The sequence below is a fragment of the Microbacterium sp. Y832 genome (assembly GCF_057669765.1).
This window is the reverse complement of the sequence record NZ_JBYHFM010000004.1, coordinates 199,659-220,990: the sequence shown is the minus strand read 5'-3', so window position 1 is coordinate 220,990 and position 21,332 is coordinate 199,659. Positions and strand designations below refer to the sequence as shown.

21 protein-coding genes and 1 pseudogene are annotated in these 21,332 nt (G+C 67.2%); 14 read left to right on the top strand and 8 right to left on the bottom strand.

Going from position 1 to position 21,332, the window contains the following annotated elements; all coding sequences use genetic code 11:
- The first annotated feature begins 42 nt into the window (after positions 1 to 42).
- Complete coding sequence (locus AC25YV_RS09750; protein ID WP_488123646.1) at positions 43 to 1,470, top strand: CCA tRNA nucleotidyltransferase; 1,428 nt, start codon at positions 43 to 45, stop codon at positions 1,468 to 1,470.
- A gap of 50 nt (positions 1,471 to 1,520) precedes the next feature.
- On the opposite strand, the gene AC25YV_RS09745 is transcribed toward AC25YV_RS09750, so the two are convergent.
- Positions 1,521 to 2,693, bottom strand: a complete 1,173-nt coding sequence (locus AC25YV_RS09745; RefSeq protein ID WP_488123645.1) for a hypothetical protein — start codon at positions 2,691 to 2,693, stop codon at positions 1,521 to 1,523.
- A gap of 238 nt (positions 2,694 to 2,931) precedes the next feature.
- Here AC25YV_RS09745 and rpsF point away from each other — a divergent pair, with 238 nt between their 5' ends.
- The 4 genes from rpsF to rplI all read left to right on the top strand — a co-directional run bounded on the left by rpsF (position 2,932) and on the right by rplI (position 4,670).
- On the top strand, positions 2,932 to 3,321 hold the full coding sequence (gene rpsF / locus AC25YV_RS09740; protein ID WP_488123813.1) for a 30S ribosomal protein S6: 390 nt from the start codon (positions 2,932 to 2,934) through the stop codon (positions 3,319 to 3,321).
- 5 nt (positions 3,322 to 3,326) lie between these two features.
- Entirely contained in the window at positions 3,327 to 3,869 is a 543-nt protein-coding gene (locus tag AC25YV_RS09735; RefSeq protein ID WP_488123644.1) for a single-stranded DNA-binding protein, read from the top strand.
- 83 nt (positions 3,870 to 3,952) lie between these two features.
- Positions 3,953 to 4,207, top strand: coding sequence for a 30S ribosomal protein S18 (rpsR, locus tag AC25YV_RS09730; protein ID WP_045276591.1), 255 nt, complete (start codon positions 3,953 to 3,955; stop codon positions 4,205 to 4,207).
- A gap of 10 nt (positions 4,208 to 4,217) precedes the next feature.
- Positions 4,218 to 4,670 (top strand): 50S ribosomal protein L9, encoded by a 453-nt coding sequence (rplI, locus tag AC25YV_RS09725; protein WP_488123643.1) that lies wholly within the window; start codon positions 4,218 to 4,220, stop codon positions 4,668 to 4,670.
- Positions 4,671 to 4,876: 206 nt separating this feature from the next.
- On the opposite strand, the gene AC25YV_RS09720 is transcribed toward rplI, so the two are convergent.
- Positions 4,877 to 5,995: a chaplin family protein gene (locus AC25YV_RS09720; RefSeq protein WP_488123642.1), complete on the bottom strand. Its 1,119-nt coding sequence runs from the start codon at positions 5,993 to 5,995 to the stop codon at positions 4,877 to 4,879.
- 80 nt (positions 5,996 to 6,075) lie between these two features.
- Positions 6,076 to 7,032: a hypothetical protein gene (locus AC25YV_RS09715; protein WP_488123641.1), complete on the bottom strand. Its 957-nt coding sequence runs from the start codon at positions 7,030 to 7,032 to the stop codon at positions 6,076 to 6,078.
- Positions 7,033 to 7,501: 469 nt separating this feature from the next.
- Here AC25YV_RS09715 and dnaB point away from each other — a divergent pair, with 469 nt between their 5' ends.
- The 7 genes and pseudogenes from dnaB (at position 7,502) to AC25YV_RS09680 (ending at position 15,074) form a co-directional block, all read left to right on the top strand.
- Positions 7,502 to 8,875: a replicative DNA helicase gene (gene dnaB, locus AC25YV_RS09710; protein WP_376129058.1), complete on the top strand. Its 1,374-nt coding sequence runs from the start codon at positions 7,502 to 7,504 to the stop codon at positions 8,873 to 8,875.
- A gap of 354 nt (positions 8,876 to 9,229) precedes the next feature.
- Positions 9,230 to 10,174: a YncE family protein gene (locus AC25YV_RS09705; protein WP_488123640.1), complete on the top strand. Its 945-nt coding sequence runs from the start codon at positions 9,230 to 9,232 to the stop codon at positions 10,172 to 10,174.
- Positions 10,171 to 11,262: a Gfo/Idh/MocA family protein gene (locus AC25YV_RS09700; RefSeq protein WP_488123639.1), complete on the top strand. Its 1,092-nt coding sequence runs from the start codon at positions 10,171 to 10,173 to the stop codon at positions 11,260 to 11,262. Before AC25YV_RS09705 ends, AC25YV_RS09700 begins: the two co-directional genes overlap by 4 nt.
- A 144-nt stretch (positions 11,263 to 11,406) precedes the next feature.
- Positions 11,407 to 13,422: a ThuA domain-containing protein gene (locus AC25YV_RS09695; protein ID WP_488123638.1), complete on the top strand. Its 2,016-nt coding sequence runs from the start codon at positions 11,407 to 11,409 to the stop codon at positions 13,420 to 13,422.
- A 150-nt stretch (positions 13,423 to 13,572) separates the two neighbouring features.
- Positions 13,573 to 14,316, top strand: a complete 744-nt coding sequence (locus tag AC25YV_RS09690) for an IclR family transcriptional regulator (protein ID WP_488123637.1) — start codon at positions 13,573 to 13,575, stop codon at positions 14,314 to 14,316.
- Positions 14,313 to 14,489 (top strand): annotated as a pseudogene (locus AC25YV_RS09685) (helix-turn-helix domain-containing protein); the annotation flags it as partial. The gene AC25YV_RS09690 and the pseudogene AC25YV_RS09685, both read left to right, overlap by 4 nt.
- Positions 14,490 to 14,525: 36 nt before the next feature.
- The gene (locus AC25YV_RS09680; RefSeq protein ID WP_488123812.1) at positions 14,526 to 15,074 is read left to right on the top strand and encodes an IclR family transcriptional regulator; all 549 of its coding nucleotides are present in this window, start codon (positions 14,526 to 14,528) and stop codon (positions 15,072 to 15,074) included.
- On the opposite strand, the gene AC25YV_RS09675 is transcribed toward AC25YV_RS09680, so the two are convergent.
- Entirely contained in the window at positions 15,043 to 15,690 is a 648-nt protein-coding gene (locus AC25YV_RS09675; RefSeq protein ID WP_488123636.1) for a TetR family transcriptional regulator, read from the bottom strand. The genes AC25YV_RS09680 and AC25YV_RS09675 overlap by 32 nt on opposite strands.
- Positions 15,691 to 15,721: 31 nt before the next feature.
- On the bottom strand, positions 15,722 to 16,636 hold the full coding sequence (locus AC25YV_RS09670; RefSeq protein WP_488123635.1) for a shikimate dehydrogenase: 915 nt from the start codon (positions 16,634 to 16,636) through the stop codon (positions 15,722 to 15,724).
- A gap of 90 nt (positions 16,637 to 16,726) precedes the next feature.
- Here AC25YV_RS09670 and AC25YV_RS09665 point away from each other — a divergent pair, with 90 nt between their 5' ends.
- Both AC25YV_RS09665 and AC25YV_RS09660 read left to right on the top strand, forming a co-directional pair.
- The gene (locus AC25YV_RS09665) at positions 16,727 to 17,482 is read left to right on the top strand and encodes an IclR family transcriptional regulator (protein ID WP_488123634.1); all 756 of its coding nucleotides are present in this window, start codon (positions 16,727 to 16,729) and stop codon (positions 17,480 to 17,482) included.
- A 3-nt stretch (positions 17,483 to 17,485) separates the two neighbouring features.
- Positions 17,486 to 18,253: an IclR family transcriptional regulator gene (locus AC25YV_RS09660; RefSeq protein WP_488123633.1), complete on the top strand. Its 768-nt coding sequence runs from the start codon at positions 17,486 to 17,488 to the stop codon at positions 18,251 to 18,253.
- Positions 18,254 to 18,308: 55 nt separating this feature from the next.
- Here the strand turns inward: AC25YV_RS09660 and dctP are convergent, their stop codons facing one another.
- From dctP to AC25YV_RS09645, 3 genes are all read right to left on the bottom strand, one after another.
- Positions 18,309 to 19,370: a TRAP transporter substrate-binding protein DctP gene (dctP, locus tag AC25YV_RS09655; RefSeq protein WP_488123632.1), complete on the bottom strand. Its 1,062-nt coding sequence runs from the start codon at positions 19,368 to 19,370 to the stop codon at positions 18,309 to 18,311.
- A 199-nt stretch (positions 19,371 to 19,569) separates the two neighbouring features.
- A complete protein-coding gene (locus AC25YV_RS09650) occupies positions 19,570 to 20,019 on the bottom strand; it encodes a type II 3-dehydroquinate dehydratase (RefSeq protein ID WP_488123631.1) in 450 nt (149 codons plus the stop codon).
- A 32-nt stretch (positions 20,020 to 20,051) separates the two neighbouring features.
- Positions 20,052 to 21,329 carry a TRAP transporter large permease gene (locus tag AC25YV_RS09645; protein ID WP_488123630.1) on the bottom strand — a complete coding sequence of 426 codons (1,278 nt, stop codon included), beginning with the start codon at positions 21,327 to 21,329 and terminating at the stop codon, positions 20,052 to 20,054.
- Positions 21,330 to 21,332: the final 3 nt, after the last annotated feature.

Sequence of the window (21,332 nt, the reverse complement as noted above, 5' to 3'; positions counted from 1 at the left end):
GCGCGACGGACGCCGCGCACCGCTCTCGGTAGGCTCGAACCCATGCTCAATATGGCCGACGGTGTCGCGCGCCTGGCCGCGCTCGCGGAGTCTCCCGTCGTCTCGACGCTCGCGCGCGTCTTCGCCGACGCGGGGTTCGACCTCGCGATCGTCGGCGGGCCGGTGCGTGACGCGCTGCTCGGTCGCGAGACGAACGACCTCGATTTCACGACGAACGCGCGCCCCGACGACATCCTCCGAATCATCAAGCCCATCAGCACGGCGCAGTGGGACATCGGCCGCGCCTTCGGCACGATCGGTGCCAAGGTCGCCGGGGACCAGGTCGAAGTCACGACGTATCGGGCCGACAGCTACGACGGGGTCACCCGCAAGCCCACCGTCGAGTTCGGCGACACGATCGAGGCCGACCTCGTGCGCCGCGACTTCACCGTGAACGCCATGGCCCTGCGCGTGCCGTCGCAGACGCTCATCGACCCGACGGGCGGCGTCGAAGACCTCGTGCGCGGGGTTCTGCGCACACCGTCCGACCCGCACGTGAGCTTCGGCGACGACCCGCTGCGCATGCTGCGCGCCGCGCGGTTCTCGTCGCAGCTCGGCTTCGAGGTCGATCCCGCGACGGTTGCGGCGATCACCGAACTGCGCGCCACGCTCGCCATCGTCAGCCCCGAACGCATCCAGGGCGAGCTCGTGCGACTGCTGCAGACCGACGATCCGACACGGGGCATCCGACTTCTCGTGCAGACCGGGCTCATGGCCGAATTCCTGCCCGAGATCCCGGCCCTGCAGCTCGAGGTCGACGAGCACCATCACCACAAGGATGTCTACGAGCACTCCCTCACGGTGCTGCAGCAGACGATCGACCTCGAGCACGAGCGTCATCCGGATGCCGCCCCCGATGTCGCCCTGCGGCTCGCGGCGCTGCTGCACGACATCGGCAAGCCCGCGACCCGGCGGCTCGAGCCCGGGGGCGCTGTCACGTTCCACCACCACGACGTCAAGGGCGCCCGGCTTGCGCGCAAGCGCCTCCAGGCGCTGCGCTTCGACTCGGACACGATCTCGAGCGTGACGCAGCTCATCGAGCAGCACCTGCGGTTCTTCGGATACTCCGAGGGGGCGTGGACCGACTCCGCCGTCCGCCGCTACGTGCGCGATGCGGGCCCCCAACTGGAACGCCTGCACATCCTCACGCGCGCCGATGTCACGACGCGTAACCGACGCAAGGCCACGCGACTGCGCAACGCCTACGACGACATCGAGCGCCGCATCGCCGAGCTGTCGGCACAGGAGGAGCTCGCGTCGATCCGGCCCGACCTCGACGGCAATCAGATCCAGGCGATCCTGGGCCTCAGACCCGGGCCCGAAGTGGGCGAGGCGTACCGGTTCCTCCTCGACCTGCGGCTCGACGAGGGTGTGCTGGGCGAAGACGAGGCCGAGCGGCGTCTGCGCGCATGGTGGGCGGACCGCGCCTGAGCGGGCCCTCCCGCGCGGCGCACCGTCGCCGGGTCGGGATCGGGTGAGCCTCAGCGTCCGAGGAACGCCCAGATGAAGCTCATGATCTGCGGCAGCGACCACATCAGCACGATGACGGCCCCGACGATGATGACCGCCCATGGGATGCCGCGTTTCAGCCGGCGTCCCTCGGTGGCGACACCCGGGGGCGGGCGAAGCGCGCTGGGCGGTGCGGCGAAGGGCAGGTCGTCGTGCGGGGCGATGGCCGAGGCGGCCAGGCGGTCATCACGCCAGCGCTCCCACTGCGCGAGCTTGTCGAGCAGGGCGCCGACGACCGAGAAGAGCCACGCCCATGTCGCCGGGTCGAGGGTCGAGAAGTCTCGCTTGGCATAGAGGAACAGCCAGTCATCGACGATCTCGACATCGAGCGCGGCGGCGTTGTCGATGAACCGGGCCATGATGTCGGGCGTGAAGAGATAGAGCGCGTCGCGCTCGTAGCCGGTGGGGCAGTACAGCGAGAAGTAGTGGTTGAAGTCGCCCTCGAGACTCAAGCGCTGGTCTTTGTCGAACGAGGTCGGCAGGTTCGACCCGAACAGCCCGTTGTTGCCGAGGGCGTCGAGCACGATGTGCGGCAGCGGCACGTCGAGCTTGACGGCGACGTACCCCCACGCGTGCGTTCTGCGGTTCTTGCCCGAGCCGGTCGTGAAGCGGTAGTTGCCGAACTCAACGAACCTCGGATGCGTCCCGCGCACGAGGTCGAGGCTGTGCCGCGACGAGCCCAGACCGAAGATCATTCCGGGCAGGCGCGGATTGGCGAGCGTCGGCAGGTATCCCATGCCGTTCGCCTGCGCGAAGCGGTCAAGTCGATAACGGCGGGCCGCGGCTCCGCTGCCGACTGAGCGCGCGATCACCGTGACGATCACCGCCACGATGCCCAGCACGATCACGATGAAGACCGTCGCGCCGACCGCGACGAACCACGGCGGCGCGTTGCCCGAGACGGCCGACGTGAGGAAGGCGGTCGCGGTCGTCGACACCGAGAACAGCATCATGATCGCGACGGCAGCGACCGCGACGATCCCACCGACACTGCCCAGTCCCGCTCCGCGCAGCGCTCCCGTCGCCCGAAGCCGGTGCGTGAACGCGCGCACCTCGTCGCGGTCCACGGGCTCGACGAGTGGGCGGGCGTCGAACGAGGTCGATTCCTGTGGGTGATGCAGCGACATCCGTCCTCCCTGGGTCACGCCCCGCCCACGCTACCGGGCGTGTCGCTGCGTCCCCCGCACGGTCGCCGGGCGTGCCGTCAGGCCGGGCACTGCGCCGTGGCGCGGCATCCGGTAGCATAGGAGGGTTGTCCGTTCGCGTTCGATGCGCGGTAAGTCGGATGACGTGCACCACACCCTCCTGCTGTGAGGAGATTCCTCGCAGCCGTTCTAGTCCGAAGGAGGTGGGTTAGTGACGCACACACACCAGTACGAGCTCATGGTGATCCTGAACCCCGAGATCGACGAGCGCCAGGTCGCTCCGAACCTCGAGAAGTTCCTCAAGGTCATCACGAACGACGGTGGCACTGTCGACAACGTCGACATCTGGGGCCGCCGCCGTCTTGCCTACGAGATCCAGAAGCACACCGAAGGCGTCTACGCCGTCGTCAACTTCACCGCCACGAGTGACGCGACGCACGAGCTGGACCGCCAGCTCAAGCTCGACGAGCGCATCATGCGCACGAAGGTCCTCCGCGCAGAAGAGGCCATCGCGATGATCGCCTCCGAGAAGCAGCGCGCCGACGAGAAGGCCGCCCGCAAGGCTGCTGCTCCCGCCAAGGCCGCTCCCGCGAAGGCCGCTGCTCCGGCCAAGGCCGCGAAGGCGTAACGGCGATGGCCGGCGAGACGATCATCACCGTCGTGGGCAACCTCACGGCGGACCCCGAGCTGCGTTACACGCAGAACGGGCTCCCCGTCGCGAACTTCACGATCGCGTCGACGCCGCGCAACTTCGACCGCCAGGCCAACGAGTGGAAGGACGGCGAAGCGCTGTTCCTCCGCGCGAGCGTGTGGCGCGAGTTCGCCGAGCACGTGGCCGGTTCGCTGACCAAGGGCATGCGGGTCGTCGCGACCGGCCGCCTGAAGCAGCGCAGCTACCAGGATCGTGAGGGCAACAACCGCACCGCGATCGAACTCGAGGTCGACGAGATCGGACCGTCGCTGCGCTATGCGACGGCTCAGGTCACGCGCGCCGCGAGCGGTGGCAGCGGTGGTGGCAACTTCGGTGGCGGCGGTGGCGGCGGACAGTCGCGCCCCGCGCAGGTGGCGGAAGAGCCGTGGGCGACCCCCGGTTCCTCTAATGCTGCCGGCGGTGCCGCTGGCGGCGATGCCTGGGCGACGCCCGGTTCGTCCTACGGCGACGACACCCCGTTCTGATGCCGCCTCCCGGTCCCTGACCTCTGTGAAGGGTCAAGACCGGGTCACGGCAACAACTTTTCTCACTCTGTAAAGGAAACACCATGGCTGGAAAGGCAACCGGCGATCGCCGGAAGCCGCGGAAGGGCGCGAAGAACGCTGCCCCCGCGAAGTCGATCCGTGTCGGCGTCATCGATTACAAGGACGTCGCCACTCTTCGCAAGTTCATCTCGGAGCGCGGGAAGATCCGTGCTCGTCGTATCACCGGTGTCTCGGTGCAGGAGCAGCGTCTGATCGCCAAGGCGATCAAGAACGCGCGCGAAATGGCGCTCCTGCCTTACGCCGGCGCTGGCCGCTAAGGGGCATCCGATGGCAAAGCTGATTCTTACGAATGAGGTCGCCGGGCTCGGTAGCGCCGGTGACGTGGTCGAGGTCAAGAACGGGTTCGCCCGTAACTACCTCGTCCCCCAGGGCTTCGCAGTGGCGTGGAGCCGCGGTGGCGAGAAGCAGGTCGCGTCTATTCGCGCGGCCCGTGAATCGCGCGCGATCCACGACCACGAAGAGGCCGTCGCACTCAAGGACGCCCTTGAGTCCAACACGGTGCGTCTGCCCGTCAAGGCCGGAGCCGAAGGCCGCCTGTTCGGCTCGGTCAAGACCGGTGACATCGCTGACGCCGTCAAGGCCGCCGGTCTCGGTGACCTCGACAAGCGCAAGATCCACATCACCTCGGCGATCAAGTCGGTCGGCCAGCACGAGGCGACGATTCGCCTGCGTGATGACCTCACCGCCGTGATCACCCTCCAGGTGGTCGCCGCAAAGTAGATCAGGTCCAGGTCGAGCAGTCGTCGCAGACGACGTATCGAGACCCGCACCGATCGGTCGAGAACGGATGCCGCATCCCCACGGGGGTGCGGCATCCGTCGTTTCCGCTCGGTCCGTCGCCCGCGAAACAGAGTTCAGGCACAGTCCCTGCTGCGCGGGCGAGGTGGGGTGAGGAAGGCCCGCGGGCCGCGGCCCTCCCTCACAGCTCAGGCGCTGCGTCGACGCGCGACGAGAAGCACGCCTCCCGCCGCGAAGAGCGCAAGTGCCGCGCCCGCGAAGGGGAGCAGCGATGCGCCGCCGGTCTCGGCCAGCATGTGTCCGTCAGCCCCAGCGACCGAACCCGTGACGATCGAGCGGGCGCGTGCCGGGGCCATCGGGGTTCCGGACGTTCCCGGGGTGGTGACGGGGATGCCGGGCGTGCTGGTGGTGCCGGGCGGTCCGGGCGTGCCCGGGTCAGTCGGCGTCGATGGCGTCTCCGACGTGCTGTCACCGACAACCGAGATCGCGGTGCCGCCGAGTGTGATCGGCAGTGCCACGGGAGTGACGATCTGCGTCCCGCCGAGCAGCGAGTCGATCCCCGAGGTCAGCGGCGTGACAGCGGCGCCGGCAGACGTGCCCGTCGTCGCTGATCCGACCGAGGCGCTGTCACCGATCACCGAGATGGCGTTCCCGGTCGCGGTGACGGGCAGCGCGACGGGTGCGACGATCTGCGTGCCGGATGCGATGCCGTCGCGCCCGCCGGTGGTTGCAGCGGGTGTGGTGTCGGTCCCGGCCGGGGCCGTGGGCGTCGCCGCGGCCTCGGACCGGCTGTCGCCGAGCACCGAGATGGCATTGCCGCGCACGTCGATCGGCAGATCGAGAGAGATGGCGCCCTGCGTGCCGGACAGCGCCCCGTCGTCACCGCTCGTGGTCACTGCATCCGCGGGTGCGCGCTCCGCAGCCGGGGCCGCAGGTGCCTCCGACGCCGCCGAACCGCTGTCGCCGAGCACCGAGATGGCGTTGCCCGAGACCGTGATCGGCACCGCGACGGACACGAGCGCCTGTGTGCCCGACGCGGCGGCATCCGTCCCGCTTGTCGAAGCCGCGACGGCCTCGGGTGCCGAGGTGGCGGGAGCGGCCGAGGTCGAGGCCGTCGAGTCGCCGAGCAGCGAGAGCGACGTTCCGTCGATCGTGATGGGGAGCGAGAGGCCGACGAGGGCTTGCGTGCCGGACAGCAGACCGTCGTCTCCGGTTGTCTCCGCCGCGGTGGCGGCGGTTGCGCCCAGCAGCGTGACGCCGCCGGCGAGGAGCGTGCCCCACAGGGCGCGCTTGATGAAGGTGTTCATGATGTCTTCTTTCGAGTGAGTCGGATGGTGCACGCGAATGCGCGCGAGGATGCTCGCCGCCGGGGGCGGCAGAGCTCGACTCAATCGGGCGAAGCGTCGGTGGGGTCGGCGGGCGCCGGTGGCGCGTTGTCGTCCCCCGGCCCGGCCCGTCGCACCCAGGCACGGTGTGCGGCGAGAGGCAGGAGGGCGGCAAGCGCCCAGGCGCCGGAACCCGCACCGGCGGGTCCCGAAGACGAAGCGAGAGAAGGACAGGGGTCGCCTGTGAACCCGGGTGGGGCATGCCCGCTGGGCGAGGCCGACGAGGCGCTCGACGTCGCGGGAGCAGGTGCGGCGAAGACCCGTGCGGATGCCGCGGCGTGAACCTGCGGGCCGGCTGCGTAGGCCGTCGATCCCAGGTGGGCGGGCGCGTTCTGGGCGTCTGAAGCGGCCGCGGTCGAGGTGACGGCGGGGGATGCGGCGGGCTCGACGTGGTCGAGTGAGGGCGGGGTGGGAGCGGGGGCGAGGGCGCGGCCGACACCAGAAACGGCTTCGATCGTGGTGTCGAGTGCGTCATCGACGCCGGTGCCGATGGACGTGACGACCTCGTCGACGCCGAGGCCTGACACGACGGTCCCGACGACGGGAACGTCGGTGAGCACCTCGACGACCGGCGTCGTCACGGCGCTCACGACGCCGCTCGAGACGACCTGCTGCACGGGGGTCGTGACGGTGGTGACGGCCGTGTCCACCGCCTGGCCGACGGCTTGGACGGGCTTCTGAACCGGTGCGGGCGCGACATCGACGATCGATTCGACGACGTCGGACGCCGTCGACGTCACGCCGGACACAGTTGCTCCGAGCGCGTCCGTCGTGCCGCCGATGAGACTGCTCAGGGCACCCGTCAGACTGCGTTCGTCATCTGTGGACGCGTGCGCATCGGATGCACCGAGCCCGAAGAACACCGAGACCGCCGCGCCCGCGAACGCAGCGCTGATGCCCATCAGCGTTGCGCGAGCGAGCCTGCGCGGCTCGCTCCAGGTGACGGTCTCCACGTTCATCTCCCGAGATAAGAACGTCGTGCGCGTCCGGTTGAACGCGTCTGAGGGTGCCTGGGTGTCCGACCGTACCCGAGACCGCATCGGCTGTCGATGGACCCGGCGAGGTCTTTCGCACTGTGTCTGCGCCGGTGCCGATCGACCGAACCGGAAAATGGCCTCTGACCCGGCGCGTTCTCGAGTTGCGATTCGGGGTGAACTGTGTACAACCTCGCAACCTTCAACGCCTACCTGAACCACATCTTTGTCCACAGGCTGTGGAAATTGAAACCCCTGGTCAGTTGGACTATTCGTCCATAAAATCACCCGGGTGGCGAAAGTTCTCCACAGGACTTGTACACAAGGGTCACGGCGTTTCCTGCCCACTCTCCACACAGTTATCCACAGGCCGGTTTGCGAGTGTCGGAGGCCCTCCATAGCGTGGTCATCGAGCAGGTGGGTGACGCGCGTTCACGCGCAGAAGGGGTAGCGCATGTCGATCGCGGACATCTCTGAGGAACGTCTCGGAGGCCCCCGTGAGCATGAGCGCACACCCCCGCACGATCTGCTTGCAGAGCAGAGCGCCCTGGGCGGAATGCTCCTGTCGAAAGATGCCGTCGCCGATGTCATCGAGACACTGCGCGGCGCCGACTTCTACATCCCCAAGCATGAGCTGATCTTCGAAGCGATCCTCACGCTCTACTCGCACGGCGAACCGACTGACGTCGTCGCGGTCACCGACGAGCTGATCAAGACAGGTGAGCTGCAGCGCGCCGGTGGTGCGGACTACCTGCACACGCTCACCTCGATCGTGCCCACGGCCGCGAACGCGGGGTACTACGCCTCGATCGTGTCCGAGCGGGCGCTGCTGCGCCGTCTCGTTCAGGCCGGCACCCGCATCGTGCAGATGGGCTATTCGGGCCAGGGCGAAGCCGTCGACGTCGTCAACAGCGCGCAGGCAGAGATCTATTCGGTGACCGGTGCCGAGGTCGCCGAAGACTACGTCCCGCTCACGATCGCCGTCGATGCCGCCGTCGATGAGATCGAGGCAGCGCGCGGGCGCGATGGTCAGATGACCGGCATCCCCACGGGGTTCGCGGGTCTTGACCAGCTGACGAACGGACTGCACCCCGGGCAGATGATCATCATCGCGGCGCGGCCCGCGATGGGTAAGTCGACGCTCGCTCTGGACTTCGCCCGCTCGGCGGCGATCAAGCACGACATGCCGACGATCCTCTTCTCGCTCGAGATGGGTCGCAGCGAGATCGCGATGCGTCTCATGAGCGCCGAGGGCGCGATCCCACTGCAGGCGATGCGCAAGGGCACCCTCGACTCCCGCGACTGGACGACGATCGCCGCGACCCGCGGGCGCATCAACGACGCCCCGCTGTACATCGACGATTCCCCCAACATGACCCTGGTCGAGATCCGGGCCAAGTGCCGCCGGCTTAAGCAGCGCGTCGGGCTCAAGATGGTCGTCATCGACTACCTGCAGCTCATGACGTCGGGTAAGCGCGTCGAGTCCCGTCAGCAAGAGGTCTCGGAGTTCTCGCGTGCGCTCAAGCTCCTCGCGAAAGAGCTCGGTGTGCCGGTCGTCGCCCTGTCGCAGCTGAACCGCGGCGCCGAGCAGCGCTCCGACAAGAAGCCCGCGCTGTCCGACCTGCGTGAATCAGGCTCGATCGAGCAGGATGCCGACATGGTCGTGCTCCTGCACCGCGAGGCCGCGTACGAGAAGGACAGCCCTCGTGCGGGTGAGGCCGACCTCATCGTCGCCAAGCACCGTAACGGTCCCACCGACACGATCACGGTCGCCTTCCAGGGCCACTTCTCGCGCTTCGCAGACATGGCGCCCGGCGACTTCGGGTAGTTGTCAGCAGACGGCCTAGATGTACTGACCTCGACGTACGCGAGTCTGGAGTGGTCGTCGATCGCGGCGTGCACGGGGACCACTTTCCCGGAATCGACGCCACCACCGCCGCCGTCGTGCGGGAGATACCCATCTCCGCGGCGACGTGCGCGACCCCACGCCCGACTGGATGCGCTGCGGCGCGCCCGTGGTCGCTTCGCACGAACTCCGAACACGCCGGTCACCCGACCGCGGCGCGGGCAGTGGCGGCGGCGGCACTATCGTGCGGAGCACCACCGAGATCGAGAGCCCGAGCACCATGCCACGTCACTCCACCCGCCGCCCCGCCTGCGGCACGCGCGGAATTCCGCGGCGATGAGCGGTTCTCCAGGGCGTGCCGGTGCCGTTCTCGTCGTCAACAAAGCGGATGAGACGCTGGGGCTCGTCGACCTCTCATCCGAGCGCATGGTCGGCACCGTTCCACTGAGTGGAACCACCGGGCACGAAGTCGCCGTCTCCCCGGACGGCCGCCGGGCGGTGGTCCCGATCTACAGCGACGCGGGCGTCGGAAAGACGGGAACCGATGGTCGGACCATCGATGTCATCGACCTCGTCACCCGAGCGCGCGTGGCCACGATCGATCTCGGCGCACCGGCACGCCCGCATTGCGCGCGGTTCGTCGGCTCCACCCTGTACGTCACGGCCGAGCTCACGGACGAGGTGCTCGCGCTCGACGCCGAGACCTTCGAGGTGCGGGGTCGCATCCGCACCGGCGCACCGCACGCGCACATGCTCGCGCTGTCTGCCGATGGCGGGATCGGCTGCACGGCCAACGTCGAGCCGGGAAGCATCAGCGTCCTCGACCTCGAGACGCGCGCACCGCGCGCGGTCGTCCCCGTCGCTGAGCGGATCAACCGCATCGTGCTCTCATCTGACGGGGGCACGGCGTACACCGCTGACCAACGACGTCCGCGCCTGGCGGTCATCGACACCGCGGCCGCTGAGGTGCGCCGCTGGATCGATCTGCCGGGAATCGGATTCGGCGCCGCGATCACGACCACCGGTTCGATCGTCGTCGCGCTGCGACACGACGACGCGATCGCGGTGCTCGACCCAGAGTCGGGGCACATCCAGAACGTCATCGGCGTGCCGCGAGGCCCGCAGATGATCGTGCTGGACGCACAGACTCGCCGCGCCTACTCGGCTTGTCAGCACGACGAAGTCGTCGTCGAAGTGGACCTCGACCGGGGCGAAGTGACCCGTGAGGTCGCCGTCGGTCGCAATCCCGACGGAATCTGCTGGATAGAGGAGTTGCCGTGAGCACCACGACCGCACCATCACCCCTGCGCATCGGCATCGTGGGGATCGGATTCATGGGCCGACAGCACATCGACTTCGTGCGCCGATCACAGCGGGCGCAGCTCGTCGCAGTCGCGGATCCGATCGCCGACCTGGGCGGCGTCGGGTGCGCCGCCTACCGCGATCTCGAAGAGCTCCTCGGCGATACGGACGTCGAGGCTGTCATCCTCGTCAATCCGAACCAGTTCCACGTCGACTCCGCCATCGCGTGCATGCAGCGGGGCGTCGCGGTTCTGCTCGAGAAGCCCGTCGCGACGAGCTACGTGGAATCGCTTCGCCTGATCGAAGCGGTCGAACGTGAGCAGGGGACGCTCCTCGTCGGCCACCACCGCCGTCACCACCCGGCCATCGCGCGGGCCCGCGAAGCGCTGGCGAATGGAGCGGTCGGCGACATCGTCGGCGTCAGCGGAATGTGGGCGGCTCGCAAAGAAGACGAGTACTTCAGTGAGATCGACTGGCACCGCCGCCCCGGAGCGGGTGTCACGTTCATCAATCTCGTGCACGACCTCGACCTGCTTCGTCACGTGTGCGGCGAGATCGTCCAGGTGCACGCGATGCTGAGCTCGGCGACGCGCGGACTCGACGTGGAGGACTCTGCGGCGGTGACCGTGCGCTTCGAGAACGGCGCGCTCGGCAGCTTCCTCGCGACGGATGCCGGTGTCTCTCCCTGGGGCTGGGATCAATCGACCGAGGAGTCCATGCAGTTTCCCTTCCTGCCCGGTGGCGTCGCGTACCGCGTCACCGGCACGACCGGCGCGTTGTCGGTACCCGATCTCGCGCAGTACACCTACGGCGCCGACGTCTCGCCGAACTGGCACTTCCCGCTGTCGCGCACGTACCTGCCGGTGCAGCCGAAGAACACCTTCGAAGCGCAGCTGGACCACTTCATCGACGTCGCGCAGAAGGCTGCAGAACCTCTCGTCTCGGTCGAGGATGCGTCGCGCACGCTCGCGCTGATCGAGGCCGTGCACCATTCTGCCGTGAGCCGTGAGGTCGTCGATCTCGAAGCCTTCCGCGCTGATCGGCGGCGTTCCCACACCCGCGGGTGAGCGTCCGGGGCACGAGACGCCAGCGGCTTACTGGGTGGAACGACCTTTGCGACGCTCGCGCGCCGCGTCATACTCTCGCGTCGAGCCTGGGCCCAGCATGCAGACGCGCCCGAGGCGTCAGCCCGATCGATCAAAGGAGATCACATGAAATCCCTCAAACTCTCGGGGGTCGCGCTTCTCGCTGCGGCGACTCTCGGGGCTGGTTTGCTGACCGGTGGTGCGGCGGCGGCGAGTAGTCCCTCTTCCGAGCCTGTCATCGACCCGTTCTACGGTGTGTGTCGTGGTATCGATCCTGAGTGCTTCAATGCCGAGGGTGGCAATGGGTGGGTCGAGGGTGAGCAGAAGCGGGTTCTGATCTGGAGCCGTACGGCTGGTCCTCGTCACGCGCATCTGGGTTCGGCGTTGCCGGCGGGTTTGAACCCGCCGTTGGGTGCGAACAATGTGGCTCAGGCTGCGTTGAAGTCGTGGGTCGAGGAGCGCGGGATCGCGGTGGATTACACCGAGGATCTGGCGGAGTTCAAGGACCTTGAGCGGTATCACACGGTGATCAACCTGAGCGGTAACCGCGACACGTTCAACGACGCAGCGCAGGACGAGCTGACGGCGTACCTCAACGGTGGCGGCGGCTTCGTCGGCATCCACAACGCGTTCGGTGCGGAGTATGACTGGGCCTATTACGAGGGTCTGCTCGGCAACGCGAACTTCGTCAACCACGGTCCGAACCGCAACGGCACCGTCGAGGTGCTCAACGGTCGCGACGTGTCGACGTCGTTCATGCCGCAGACGTGGCAGTTCAAGGACGAGTGGTACAACCTGGATCCGTTCCCGACGAACGTGAACTTCCTGCTCAAGGTCGACAAGGCCACGAGCCAGGCGCGGGACTACGGTCACAGCGACTTCCACCCCGTCAGCTGGTGCCAGTACTACGACGGTGCGAAGTCGTGGCTGACAACGCTGGGTCACGATGTCGCGGCGTGGACGGATGCGGAGCTGGCGGGCGACGAGTTCTTCAAGCAGCACGTCCTCGCGGGCATCGAAAGCACGATGGGCATCAGCAGTTTCTGCGCTCCGGCCAGCGATGAGCCCGAAGTGACGACAAGTGTTCGCGCGCTGGGCAAGAACGCCTACGTCTCCGTCTCGGCCCGGAACCCCTCGAACGTTCCCGTCACGATCAAGGTCGACGCCGCCTTCGGCTCGAAGACCTTCAAGAACGTCAAGCCCGGCCAGACCGTGGCGGTCTCGCTCAACTCCAGGACGTCGCCGATGCTCGCAGGAAACGTCACGGTCACCGCGACCGGCGCGCGCGAGGGTGAGGCGTTCACCGCCACCACGACGGCTGCATACGAAGGCTATTACGGTGTGTGTCGTGGTATCGATCCTGAGTGCTTCAATGCCGAGGGTGGCAATGGGTGGGTCGAGGGTGAGCAGAAGCGGGTTCTGATCTGGAGCCGTACGGCTGGTCCTCGTCACGCGCATCTGGGTTCGGCGTTGCCGGCGGGTTTGAACCCGCCGTTGGGTGCGAACAATGTGGCTCAGGCTGCGTTGAAGTCGTGGGTCGAGGAGCGCGGGATCGCGGTGGATTACACCGAGGATCTGGCGGAGTTCAAGGACCTTGAGCGGTATCACACGGTGATCAACCTGAGCGGTAACCGCGACACGTTCAACGACGCAGCGCAGGACGAGCTGACGGCGTACCTCAACGGTGGCGGCGGCTTCGTCGGCATCCACAACGCGTTCGGTGCGGAGTATGACTGGGCCTATTACGAGGGTCTGCTCGGCAACGCGAACTTCGTCAACCACGGTCCGAACCGCAACGGCACCGTCGAGGTGCTCAACGGTCGCGACGTGTCGACGTCGTTCATGCCGCAGACGTGGCAGTTCAAGGACGAGTGGTACAACCTGGATCCGTTCCCGACGAACGTGAACTTCCTGCTCAAGGTCGACAAGGCCACGAGCCAGGCGCGGGACTACGGTCACAGCGACTTCCACCCCGTCAGCTGGTGCCAGTACTACGACGGTGCGAAGTCGTGGCTGACAACGCTGGGTCACGATGTCGCGGCGTGGACGGATGCGGAGCTGGCGGGCGACGAGTTCTTCAAGCAGCACGTCCTCGCGGGCATCGAAAGCACGATGGGCATCAAGCCTTTCTGCGCCTCGTGACGTTGACGCGGCTCGTCCGCTGACGCACACCGGAGGTCCGGGCCGGTCGATCGGCCGCCCGGACCTTCGTGCGTCCCATTCAGCGGGAACATCCCCGTTCTGCGGGGCACTTTCCTTGCCTGGCCTCCCGCCCCGGCGGATACTGCAGACATGCGTTCCGCTCCCTGCGGCGAGCGCGTGTCAGTGCTTGATCGCATCCTCGCAATCCTGAACGCCGTCCGCGAGGCAGACGGTTCCAGCACCATCACCCGGCTCGCGATGACGACAGGCATCCCGAAATCGACGGTCTCGCGTCTCGTCGGTGATCTGGTGCGTCAGCGATACCTCTCTCGCGATGGCGGAAGGGTCGAGATCGGCCTGCGGCTGTTCGAGCTCGGAGCGCAGGCGCTCACACCGCGCCGACTCAGCATGGCGGCGATGCCGGTCCTCGCGGAGCTGTACCACGCGACCGGCGAGCACCTGAATGTCGCCGTGCACGAAGGCAGCGACATGCTGTCGGTGATCGCGGTACGAGGCCGCCTGGTGCCGGCACCCTCTCGCGCCGGCGTGCGCGTTCCTTCGGCCACGACCGCTCTCGGAAAGGCCGTGCTGGCCTTCTCTGAGGGTGACCTGTCTCTGAGTCAGGTCATGGTCGACCTCGACGCTCCGCGGCGCCACAGTCTCGAGCGCGAGTTTCCCGGGATCCGATCCGATTCGATCGCCGTGGACCACTGCGAAACGTTCCCCGGCGTCGTCGGGATCGCGAGTCCTGTGCTCTCGCCCGACCGCTTGCCTGTCGCTGCGATCTCTGCGGCCGGCCCGGTGAACGACATGAACCTCGACCGCATCGCCCCGCTCGTCCGGCACGCGGCGCTCGTGCTCACGCGCCGGTTGGCGACCCTGGCGGGGGGATGACTCGCCCGCCCGTCGATGACACGGTGAGTGTCCTCGACCGGATGACCCGGATCCTCCAGGCGTTCGAACACGATGATCGCGGCATGGGGCTATCCGATCTCGCCCGTCGGTCAGGGCTTCCGAAATCGACCGTCTCGCGACTTGTCGCGACGCTCATTCGGCAGCATTACCTCGAGCGCGACGGAACGCGCATCCATCTGGGGCTTCGAGTGTTCGAGCTCGGGCAGCTTGCTCGTGAGCCTCGCGAGCTGCGAACGATCGCGCTGCCTGTCCTCGTTCACCTGCGTGACAAGACCCGTGAGAACGTCTACCTCGCGATCCGGGACGGACCGGAACTCGTCTGTGTTGCTGCCTTGCGCGGCCGGTCCGAGGCGCCTTCGCGCATTCGCGTCGGTGCGCGGCTGCCCCTGCACGCGACAGCGCTCGGCAAGGCCGTTCTGGCGCATTCGCCCCCGGAGGTCACGGAGGAGGTGATCTCCGCGGGCCTCGTGGCACTGACGCCGTGCACGATCACCTGCGAGACGACGCTGCGGCGGGAGCTGGCGGATATCTGCGCGGGCGCGCTGGCAACCGAGGCGCGCGAGTTCGACTCAGAGGTTGCCGGCATCGCCATTCCCGTGCTCGCCGCCCCGGGAAGGCTTGCGGGAGCGTTGTCGGTGTGTGGCCCCGCCGACGCCCTGGACGCCGAGCAGTGCGCGCCGATCCTTCGGGCAGCGGCGTCGATCCTCACACACCGTCTGTCGGGTCCAGCGCCGTGAGATCAGGTGTCGTGCGGGGCGAGGTCATGGTCGCGACGATCATGTCGCCGATGAGCCGACGGTGCGAACCTTGCAGCGCGGGGTCGAGCATGTCCCGCTGGAACACAGCGTTGAACGTGTGTCGGTTGGCGACGTGGAAGCACGCGTAGGCGCTGATCATCATGTGCACGTCGACCGCATCGACGTCGTCGCGGAAGGTCCCTTCGCGCACCCCGCGACTGATCACCTGTTCAAGCAGCGTGATCGCCGTCCTGTTCTCCCGCAGAATCGTGCTGGAGCGGGCGAGGTGCTCTGCGCGATGGATGTTCTCGATGATCACGAGCTGAATGGACTCCCGGTGAGTCGTGTGATGGTCGTAGGTGACCTCGGCTATCGCGCGCAGGGCTTCATCGGGGGCGAGGTGATCGACGTCGACACCTTGCTCGACACGTCGGATCTGCGCGTAGATCTGCTCGAGCACCTCGACGAACAGTCCCTCCTTCGAGCCGAAGTAGTAGTAGATCATGCGCTTCGTCGTGCGGGTGCGCTGCGCGATCTCGTCTACGCGCGCCCCCGCGTAACCTTTGGCGGCGAACTCCGCCGTCGCGATCTGCAGAATGTCTGCGCGTGTGCGCACGGCCCGGGCTGTCCTGGGCCCTTCTCCCACGTCAATCGTCCGCTCGGTCATCGGAGGCTGCGGGGTCCTGTTCCTCGGCCTTCACCAGGGCGCGGAAGTGGCGCTGCATCCGATCGATGTCGGGTTCGGCGCCGGTGATGATCCGGAGGCTGGCGTACGCCTGCCCGACCGCCATCCGACCGCCATCGATCGTCCGGCGGCCCCGACGTCTGGCCTGCCGGATCAATTCGGTCTTCAAGGGGCGGTACACGACATCGCACACCCACGCGTCGTGCGGGAGGGCGTCGATGTCGACGGCCACGCCGGGATGATGCCGCATGCCCAGGGGCGTCGCGTGTACGACTCCCGTCGCAGCGGCGAGGGTCGTCGACAGGTCTTCCGCGCCCACGGCCTGAACCTCCCGGTCGGGGTAGCGCGCGCGCATGCGTCGGGCGAGGCGCTCCGCGCGCAGCTGGTCTGAGTCGTGCAGATCCACGCGCCGGGCACCCCGAGCCAGCAGGGCGTATGCGGCTGCTGCGCCCGCCCCGCCGCAACCGACCTGGACCACTCGGTCCACAGACGCCCCCGGCAGGCCGGTTTCCATGCCGAAGGCGAAGCCGCTCCAGTCGGTGTTGTACCCGACGAGTCGGCCGCCGGTGAAGACGACGAGGTTCACCGCCTGGAGCGCGGCCGCGTGATCGTCGAGGCAGTCGACGAGCGCGAGCACGCGCTGCTTGAACGGGTGCGTGATGTTCACGGCCGAGAATCCTTCGGCTCGTGCGGTCGCGAGATGCTCACCCACATCGCCGCCGATGTGCGCCGGCGTCAACACATCGAAGATCCGGTACTCATAGTCCAGGCCGAGATGGGCACCCTCGGCTTCATGCATCGACGGGGTCAAAGATGCCGAAATCCCTTCGCCGATCAGGCCGACCAGGTAACGCATCCGCGCCTCCGTTGTGTGCATGGGGAACCCTTGTGTCGAAACGTACTGGTTAGTACGTTTGATGGGCGAGGAGGATCACCGACGATTCAACTGCGTAGAAGGGGATGCTCGATGCCGAGTCTCGCCGAGTGGAACACAACCGCCCACCCCGTCAAAGCCCCCGTTGCCGTGCTCGATCGGATCTTCGCGATCCTCGACGCCGTCAAAGAGTGCGACGGATCCATCTCGGTCACCGATATCGCGGCGAGCACGGGGTTGCCGAAGTCGACGGTGTCGCGCCTGGTGACAGACCTCACCGATCAGCGATATCTCGAGCGCACGAATGCGGGCGTCACGCTGGGACTGCGTCTGTTCGAACTGGGCTCTCGAGCGAACCTGCCTCGGCGCTTGATCAACGCGGCAGCTCCCGTCCTGCGTGGGCTGAGCACCGCGACGGGCGAGCGTGTCGGGCTGTGGGTGCAGCAGGGCACCGACATGGTGTCGATCGCTGTAGCGGGCCGCTTGTCGATGCTCCCCACACGCGCGGGAATGCGTTCGCCCGCGCTGACGACCGCCAGCGGCAAGGCCTACCTCGCATTCTGCAGCGACGCGACTGTCGTCGAGCGCGTGAGCGCGACGCTGGGTGACACAGCCGCCGAGGATTTTCGCGATGAGCTGGCCCACGTACGCTCCTCGGTCGTGGCGATGGATGCTCAAGTGTCGTACCCCGGGATCACCGCTTTCGCCAGTCCCGTGCTCTCGACCGGCCACGCGGTGATCGGAGCGGTGTCCATCGCCGGTCCGAGCACGGCGATGGATGCCGAACGGGCGGCGCCGCTCATCCGCGCCGCCGGCACCTCCATCGCTCGGCGCTTCGCGGCGGCGTAAGTCGTGCGAACAGCAGACTGGACCACTTCGGTCAGCGTGCTCGATCGCCTGTCAGCGGTGCTCGACGCGTTCGGCGAGCATGACGAAGGGCTGGGCGTCTCAGAGCTCGCTCGACGTGCCGGTCTGCCGAAGTCGACGGTGTCGCGGATCGCGGCCGACCTCGTCGAGCAGCGGTTCCTGGACCGCGACGGCGACAAGCTCTATCTCGGTGTCCGGCTCTTCGAACTCGGTCAGACAGTGCAGCAACCGCGCGTGCTGCGCCGGCACGCCCTTCCCGTGCTGCGGGAGCTTCGGGACATCACGGGGCAGACGGTGAACCTCGGTGTGCTCGACGGTCTGGAAGTCGTCGTCATCGCCGTCCTCCCGGGGGCCTCCATGACGCTGCCGCCTCCGTTGAGAGTGGGTGCGCGCCTGCCTGCGTATGCGACCGCGATGGGGAAAGCCGTTCTCGCCGTCTCGGGAGCAGAGGTGGTGCAGCGAGTGGCCGCGGCCGGGTTCGAGCGCCGCACCGCGAACACGATCACCGATGCCCCTTCTCTGCTGCGGGATCTCGCCGGAGTACGCCACCGCGGCGCAGCGACGGATCACGAAGAATACGTCCCGGGAGTGACCGGTGCCGCAAGTCCCGTTCTGGGCGCCGCCGGGTTGCCCGTCGCGGCGATCTCGGTGGCCGGACCCACGGGAGAGTTCCTCCTCGATTCCATCGTTCCGTCAGTTCGCGCCGCAGCGCTCACCTTGAGCCGCGGGCTGCTGGCACATACCGCGCAGTGAAAGGAGTGGGGGCGGGGCGCAAGCGCCCCGCCCCCACTCCTTCGGGCTGTCTGTCTCAGTCGGCCATCTCACGGATCGCCTGGTACGCGGCGAGGTTCTCGCCGTCGTAGAGGTTCTCGAAGTACTCCTCGGCTTTGGTGACGAAGGCGTCGATGTCGATGTCCTCACGTTCGATCACCGTGTGGGCGTCACCGTTCCGGTAGGACTCGATGATCTCCTCGGTCTCCGTCTCGACGCAGTCGCGGTTCTCGGGGCGGATGTCGTGGATGGTCTCTTCGAGCAGGGCGGCCTGCTCGTCGTTCATCTTCTCGTAGGTCTTGTCGCTGACGATGAGCCAGTGGATGCCGACATTGTGGTTGTTGAGCACGATGGTGTCGAGCACCTCGTCGTAGCTCGACGAGTTCGTCGCGACGATCGGGTTCTCCTGTCCGACCGCGATGCCCTGCTGGAGCGCTGAGTACAGCTCCTCGAGTGCGATCGAGACGGCGTTGTTGATCCCCAGCGCTTCAGCGTTCGCGAGGAACTGCGGCGAGTTCGGGAACCGGATCGGAACGCCGGTCAGGTCGTCAGGGCTGCGGACCTCGACGCCCTTCGTCGTCAGCGTGCGGTTTCCGAAGAACCAGCCGTCGACGACCTTGACGCCCGTCGCCTCGTGGAACCCCGAGAAGAGGTCTTCGGAGCCTTCGTCGATCCACTTGAAAGCGTGGTCGACGTCGTTGAACGCGTACGCCGCGTCGACGACGCCGATCGGCTCGTACGTCGCGCTGAGCGCCGACGCGCCCTGCAGGTCGATGTCGATGTCACCGGCCTGCACGAGCGGGAAGCGGTCGGCGTCGGGCCCGAGCTGGCTCGCCGGGTAGAGCTCCACGGTGAAGCCCATGTCCGCACCCTCGAGGCGCTCCTTGAGCAGCTCGACCCCACAGAAGTAGTTGGGCGTCTGCTCGTTCTGGCTCGTCGCCACCGTCAGGGTGACCGGGCTGGCCTGGTCTGCGGGCGGTTCGCTTCCGTCGCCGGTCGGCGTTCCTCCGCCGCCGGAACAGCCGGCGACGATCAGCGCCGTCGCGGCCAGAGCCGTGGCGGCGAACAGACCGCGGCGAATCGGGTGGGCTGTGCTCATAGGACTCTCCTCTGGCTGCGCACGTCGTCGTGCGTTGTGTAGACGTCTGTCACCACGACAAGTCAATCGGCCGACGGTTGATTTCGGGCACTGCTCGATGCGACCGGATTGCCAAGCTTCAGTGGGTGGCAGTGCCGACTCTGACGGACTTCGCCCCGGTGACAAAGATATGTCCCGGCGAGTGGAACATGTTGAGGTCTCATCCGGTCACGCTCTCGTCCGGCGACGCGCGGTGGGCGGCGCGGATCGCGAGCTCGTAGCCGTACACACCTGCCCCGGTGATGACAGCCCGGGCAACTCTCGATACGAGCGAGGGCTCATATTCCCGCGCCAGTATGTTCGTGATGTGCACCTCGACGATCGGCGTCGGGAGCATGCGCAATGCGTCGAGGAGCGGGATCGACGCGAAGCTGAACCCGGCCGGGTTGATCACCACGAGGGCATTCTGTCGGAAGGCCTCGTGGACCCACTCGACGAGGTCGTGCTCCGCATTGGACTGCGCGAAGAAGAGATAGAAACCCAGTTCGTCCGAGGTTCGCTCGCAGATGGCGCGGACGTCGTCGAGTGTCTCCGTGCCGTACAGCTCAGGCTGGCGCAGCCCCATCATGTTGAGGTTGGGGCCGTTCAGCACGAACAGTCTGCGTACCATCGACGGACCCCTTCTGCGGTCCAGACCGCACGTCACAGCCCCAGGAGCGAGGGGAGGAACGTGACGATGCCGGGGAAGAACGTCAGCAGCAGCAGCACGGCCCCCAACGGGATGAGGAACGGCAGGATGCCTCGGAACAGCTCGCCCATGGGTCTGCGCGTGATCGATCCCACCACGAACAGAACGGCGCCGACGGGTGGCGTCAGAGACCCGATCATGAGGTTGAGGATCATGATGACGCCCAGCTGAAGCGGGTTGATCCCGAACTCGGCGACGATCGGCATCAGGATCGGCACGAGCACCAGGATGACCGGCGGGGCTTCGAGCGGCACCCCCAGCAGGATCAGCAGCACGTTGAGAATCAGCAGGAACACGATCGGGTTGTCCGTGAACGTGGTGAGCCACTCGCCGAGGTTGCGGGACACCTGCTCTCGGGCGAGCACCTGACCCATCAGGTTCGAGGCGCCCAGGATCAGGAGGATGCCGCCAGAGATGATGATCGTCTCTTTCGCGGACTTCCAGAACACCTTCCAGGTGAGGGTGCGATAGAGAGCGCCGAGCACCAGCATGTAGGCGGACGCGACGCCTGCGCTCTCGGTGGGGGTGAACATGCCGCTGAAGATGCCACCCAGGATGATCACCGGCAGCATGGCCGGCCCGATGACCCGTACGGCAGCCTTCCCGAGCAGCTTGCCGTCGAAGTGTCGCGTCACGGCGACCTCTGGGTGCAGGCGCACCCAGATGAAGATGTAGACGGCGAAGCCGACGGCCATGAGGATGGCCGGGATGATCGACCCGGCGAACAGCGCTCCGGTCGAGATGGACGCCGTCGCGGCGAAGAGAACCGCGGGAATGCTGGGCGGCATGACCGTGCTCATGAGCGACGCCGATGCGGTGAGCCCCGAGGAGAAGCCGTACGGGTAGCCCGCCTTCAGCATCTGCGGGATCTGCACTTTACTGGTGGACGCCGCGTCGGCGAGGGCCGAGCCGCTGATCCATGAGAAGCCGACCGCCGTGCCGAGGTTCACGTAGGCGAGGTTGCCCGGCAGTCGGGCAAGCAGCGCACGTGCCAGGTCATACAACCGGGTGGCGATGCCGAGATTGTTGGCAATCGCACCCACGAAGATGAACAGCGGCACCGCGAGCAACGGGAAGCTGTTGATGCCGTTCACGGTCGACGAGATCGCGTAGCCGGCCGACAAGCTGTTGGTGTAGAAGTACAGCATGCTCGACCCGATCATCGCGAAAGCGACCGGGACCCGCAGGAGCAAGAGAACGACGAACAGCAGTATGTAGAGCCAGAGGTCCATCGA

What these genes read in the sequence shown, in the direction of transcription:
- AC25YV_RS09750 (WP_488123646.1), top strand. Translation starts at nt 43, where the DNA reads ATGCTCAATATGGCCGACGGTGTCGCGCGCCTGGCCGCGCTCGCGGAG.
- rpsF (WP_488123813.1), top strand. Translation starts at nt 2,932, where the DNA reads ATGGTGATCCTGAACCCCGAGATCGACGAGCGCCAGGTCGCTCCGAAC.
- AC25YV_RS09735 (WP_488123644.1), top strand. Translation starts at nt 3,327, where the DNA reads ATGGCCGGCGAGACGATCATCACCGTCGTGGGCAACCTCACGGCGGAC.
- rpsR (WP_045276591.1), top strand. Translation starts at nt 3,953, where the DNA reads ATGGCTGGAAAGGCAACCGGCGATCGCCGGAAGCCGCGGAAGGGCGCG.
- rplI (WP_488123643.1), top strand. Translation starts at nt 4,218, where the DNA reads ATGGCAAAGCTGATTCTTACGAATGAGGTCGCCGGGCTCGGTAGCGCC.
- AC25YV_RS09720 (WP_488123642.1), bottom strand. Translation starts at nt 5,995, where the DNA reads ATGAACACCTTCATCAAGCGCGCCCTGTGGGGCACGCTCCTCGCCGGC.
- AC25YV_RS09715 (WP_488123641.1), bottom strand. Translation starts at nt 7,032, where the DNA reads ATGAACGTGGAGACCGTCACCTGGAGCGAGCCGCGCAGGCTCGCTCGC.
- dnaB (WP_376129058.1), top strand. Translation starts at nt 7,502, where the DNA reads ATGTCGATCGCGGACATCTCTGAGGAACGTCTCGGAGGCCCCCGTGAG.
- AC25YV_RS09705 (WP_488123640.1), top strand. Translation starts at nt 9,230, where the DNA reads ATGAGCGGTTCTCCAGGGCGTGCCGGTGCCGTTCTCGTCGTCAACAAA.
- AC25YV_RS09695 (WP_488123638.1), top strand. Translation starts at nt 11,407, where the DNA reads ATGAAATCCCTCAAACTCTCGGGGGTCGCGCTTCTCGCTGCGGCGACT.
- AC25YV_RS09690 (WP_488123637.1), top strand. Translation starts at nt 13,573, where the DNA reads ATGCGTTCCGCTCCCTGCGGCGAGCGCGTGTCAGTGCTTGATCGCATC.
- AC25YV_RS09670 (WP_488123635.1), bottom strand. Translation starts at nt 16,636, where the DNA reads ATGCACACAACGGAGGCGCGGATGCGTTACCTGGTCGGCCTGATCGGC.
- AC25YV_RS09665 (WP_488123634.1), top strand. Translation starts at nt 16,727, where the DNA reads ATGCCGAGTCTCGCCGAGTGGAACACAACCGCCCACCCCGTCAAAGCC.
- dctP (WP_488123632.1), bottom strand. Translation starts at nt 19,370, where the DNA reads ATGAGCACAGCCCACCCGATTCGCCGCGGTCTGTTCGCCGCCACGGCT.
- AC25YV_RS09650 (WP_488123631.1), bottom strand. Translation starts at nt 20,019, where the DNA reads ATGGTACGCAGACTGTTCGTGCTGAACGGCCCCAACCTCAACATGATG.
- AC25YV_RS09645 (WP_488123630.1), bottom strand. Translation starts at nt 21,329, where the DNA reads ATGGACCTCTGGCTCTACATACTGCTGTTCGTCGTTCTCTTGCTCCTG.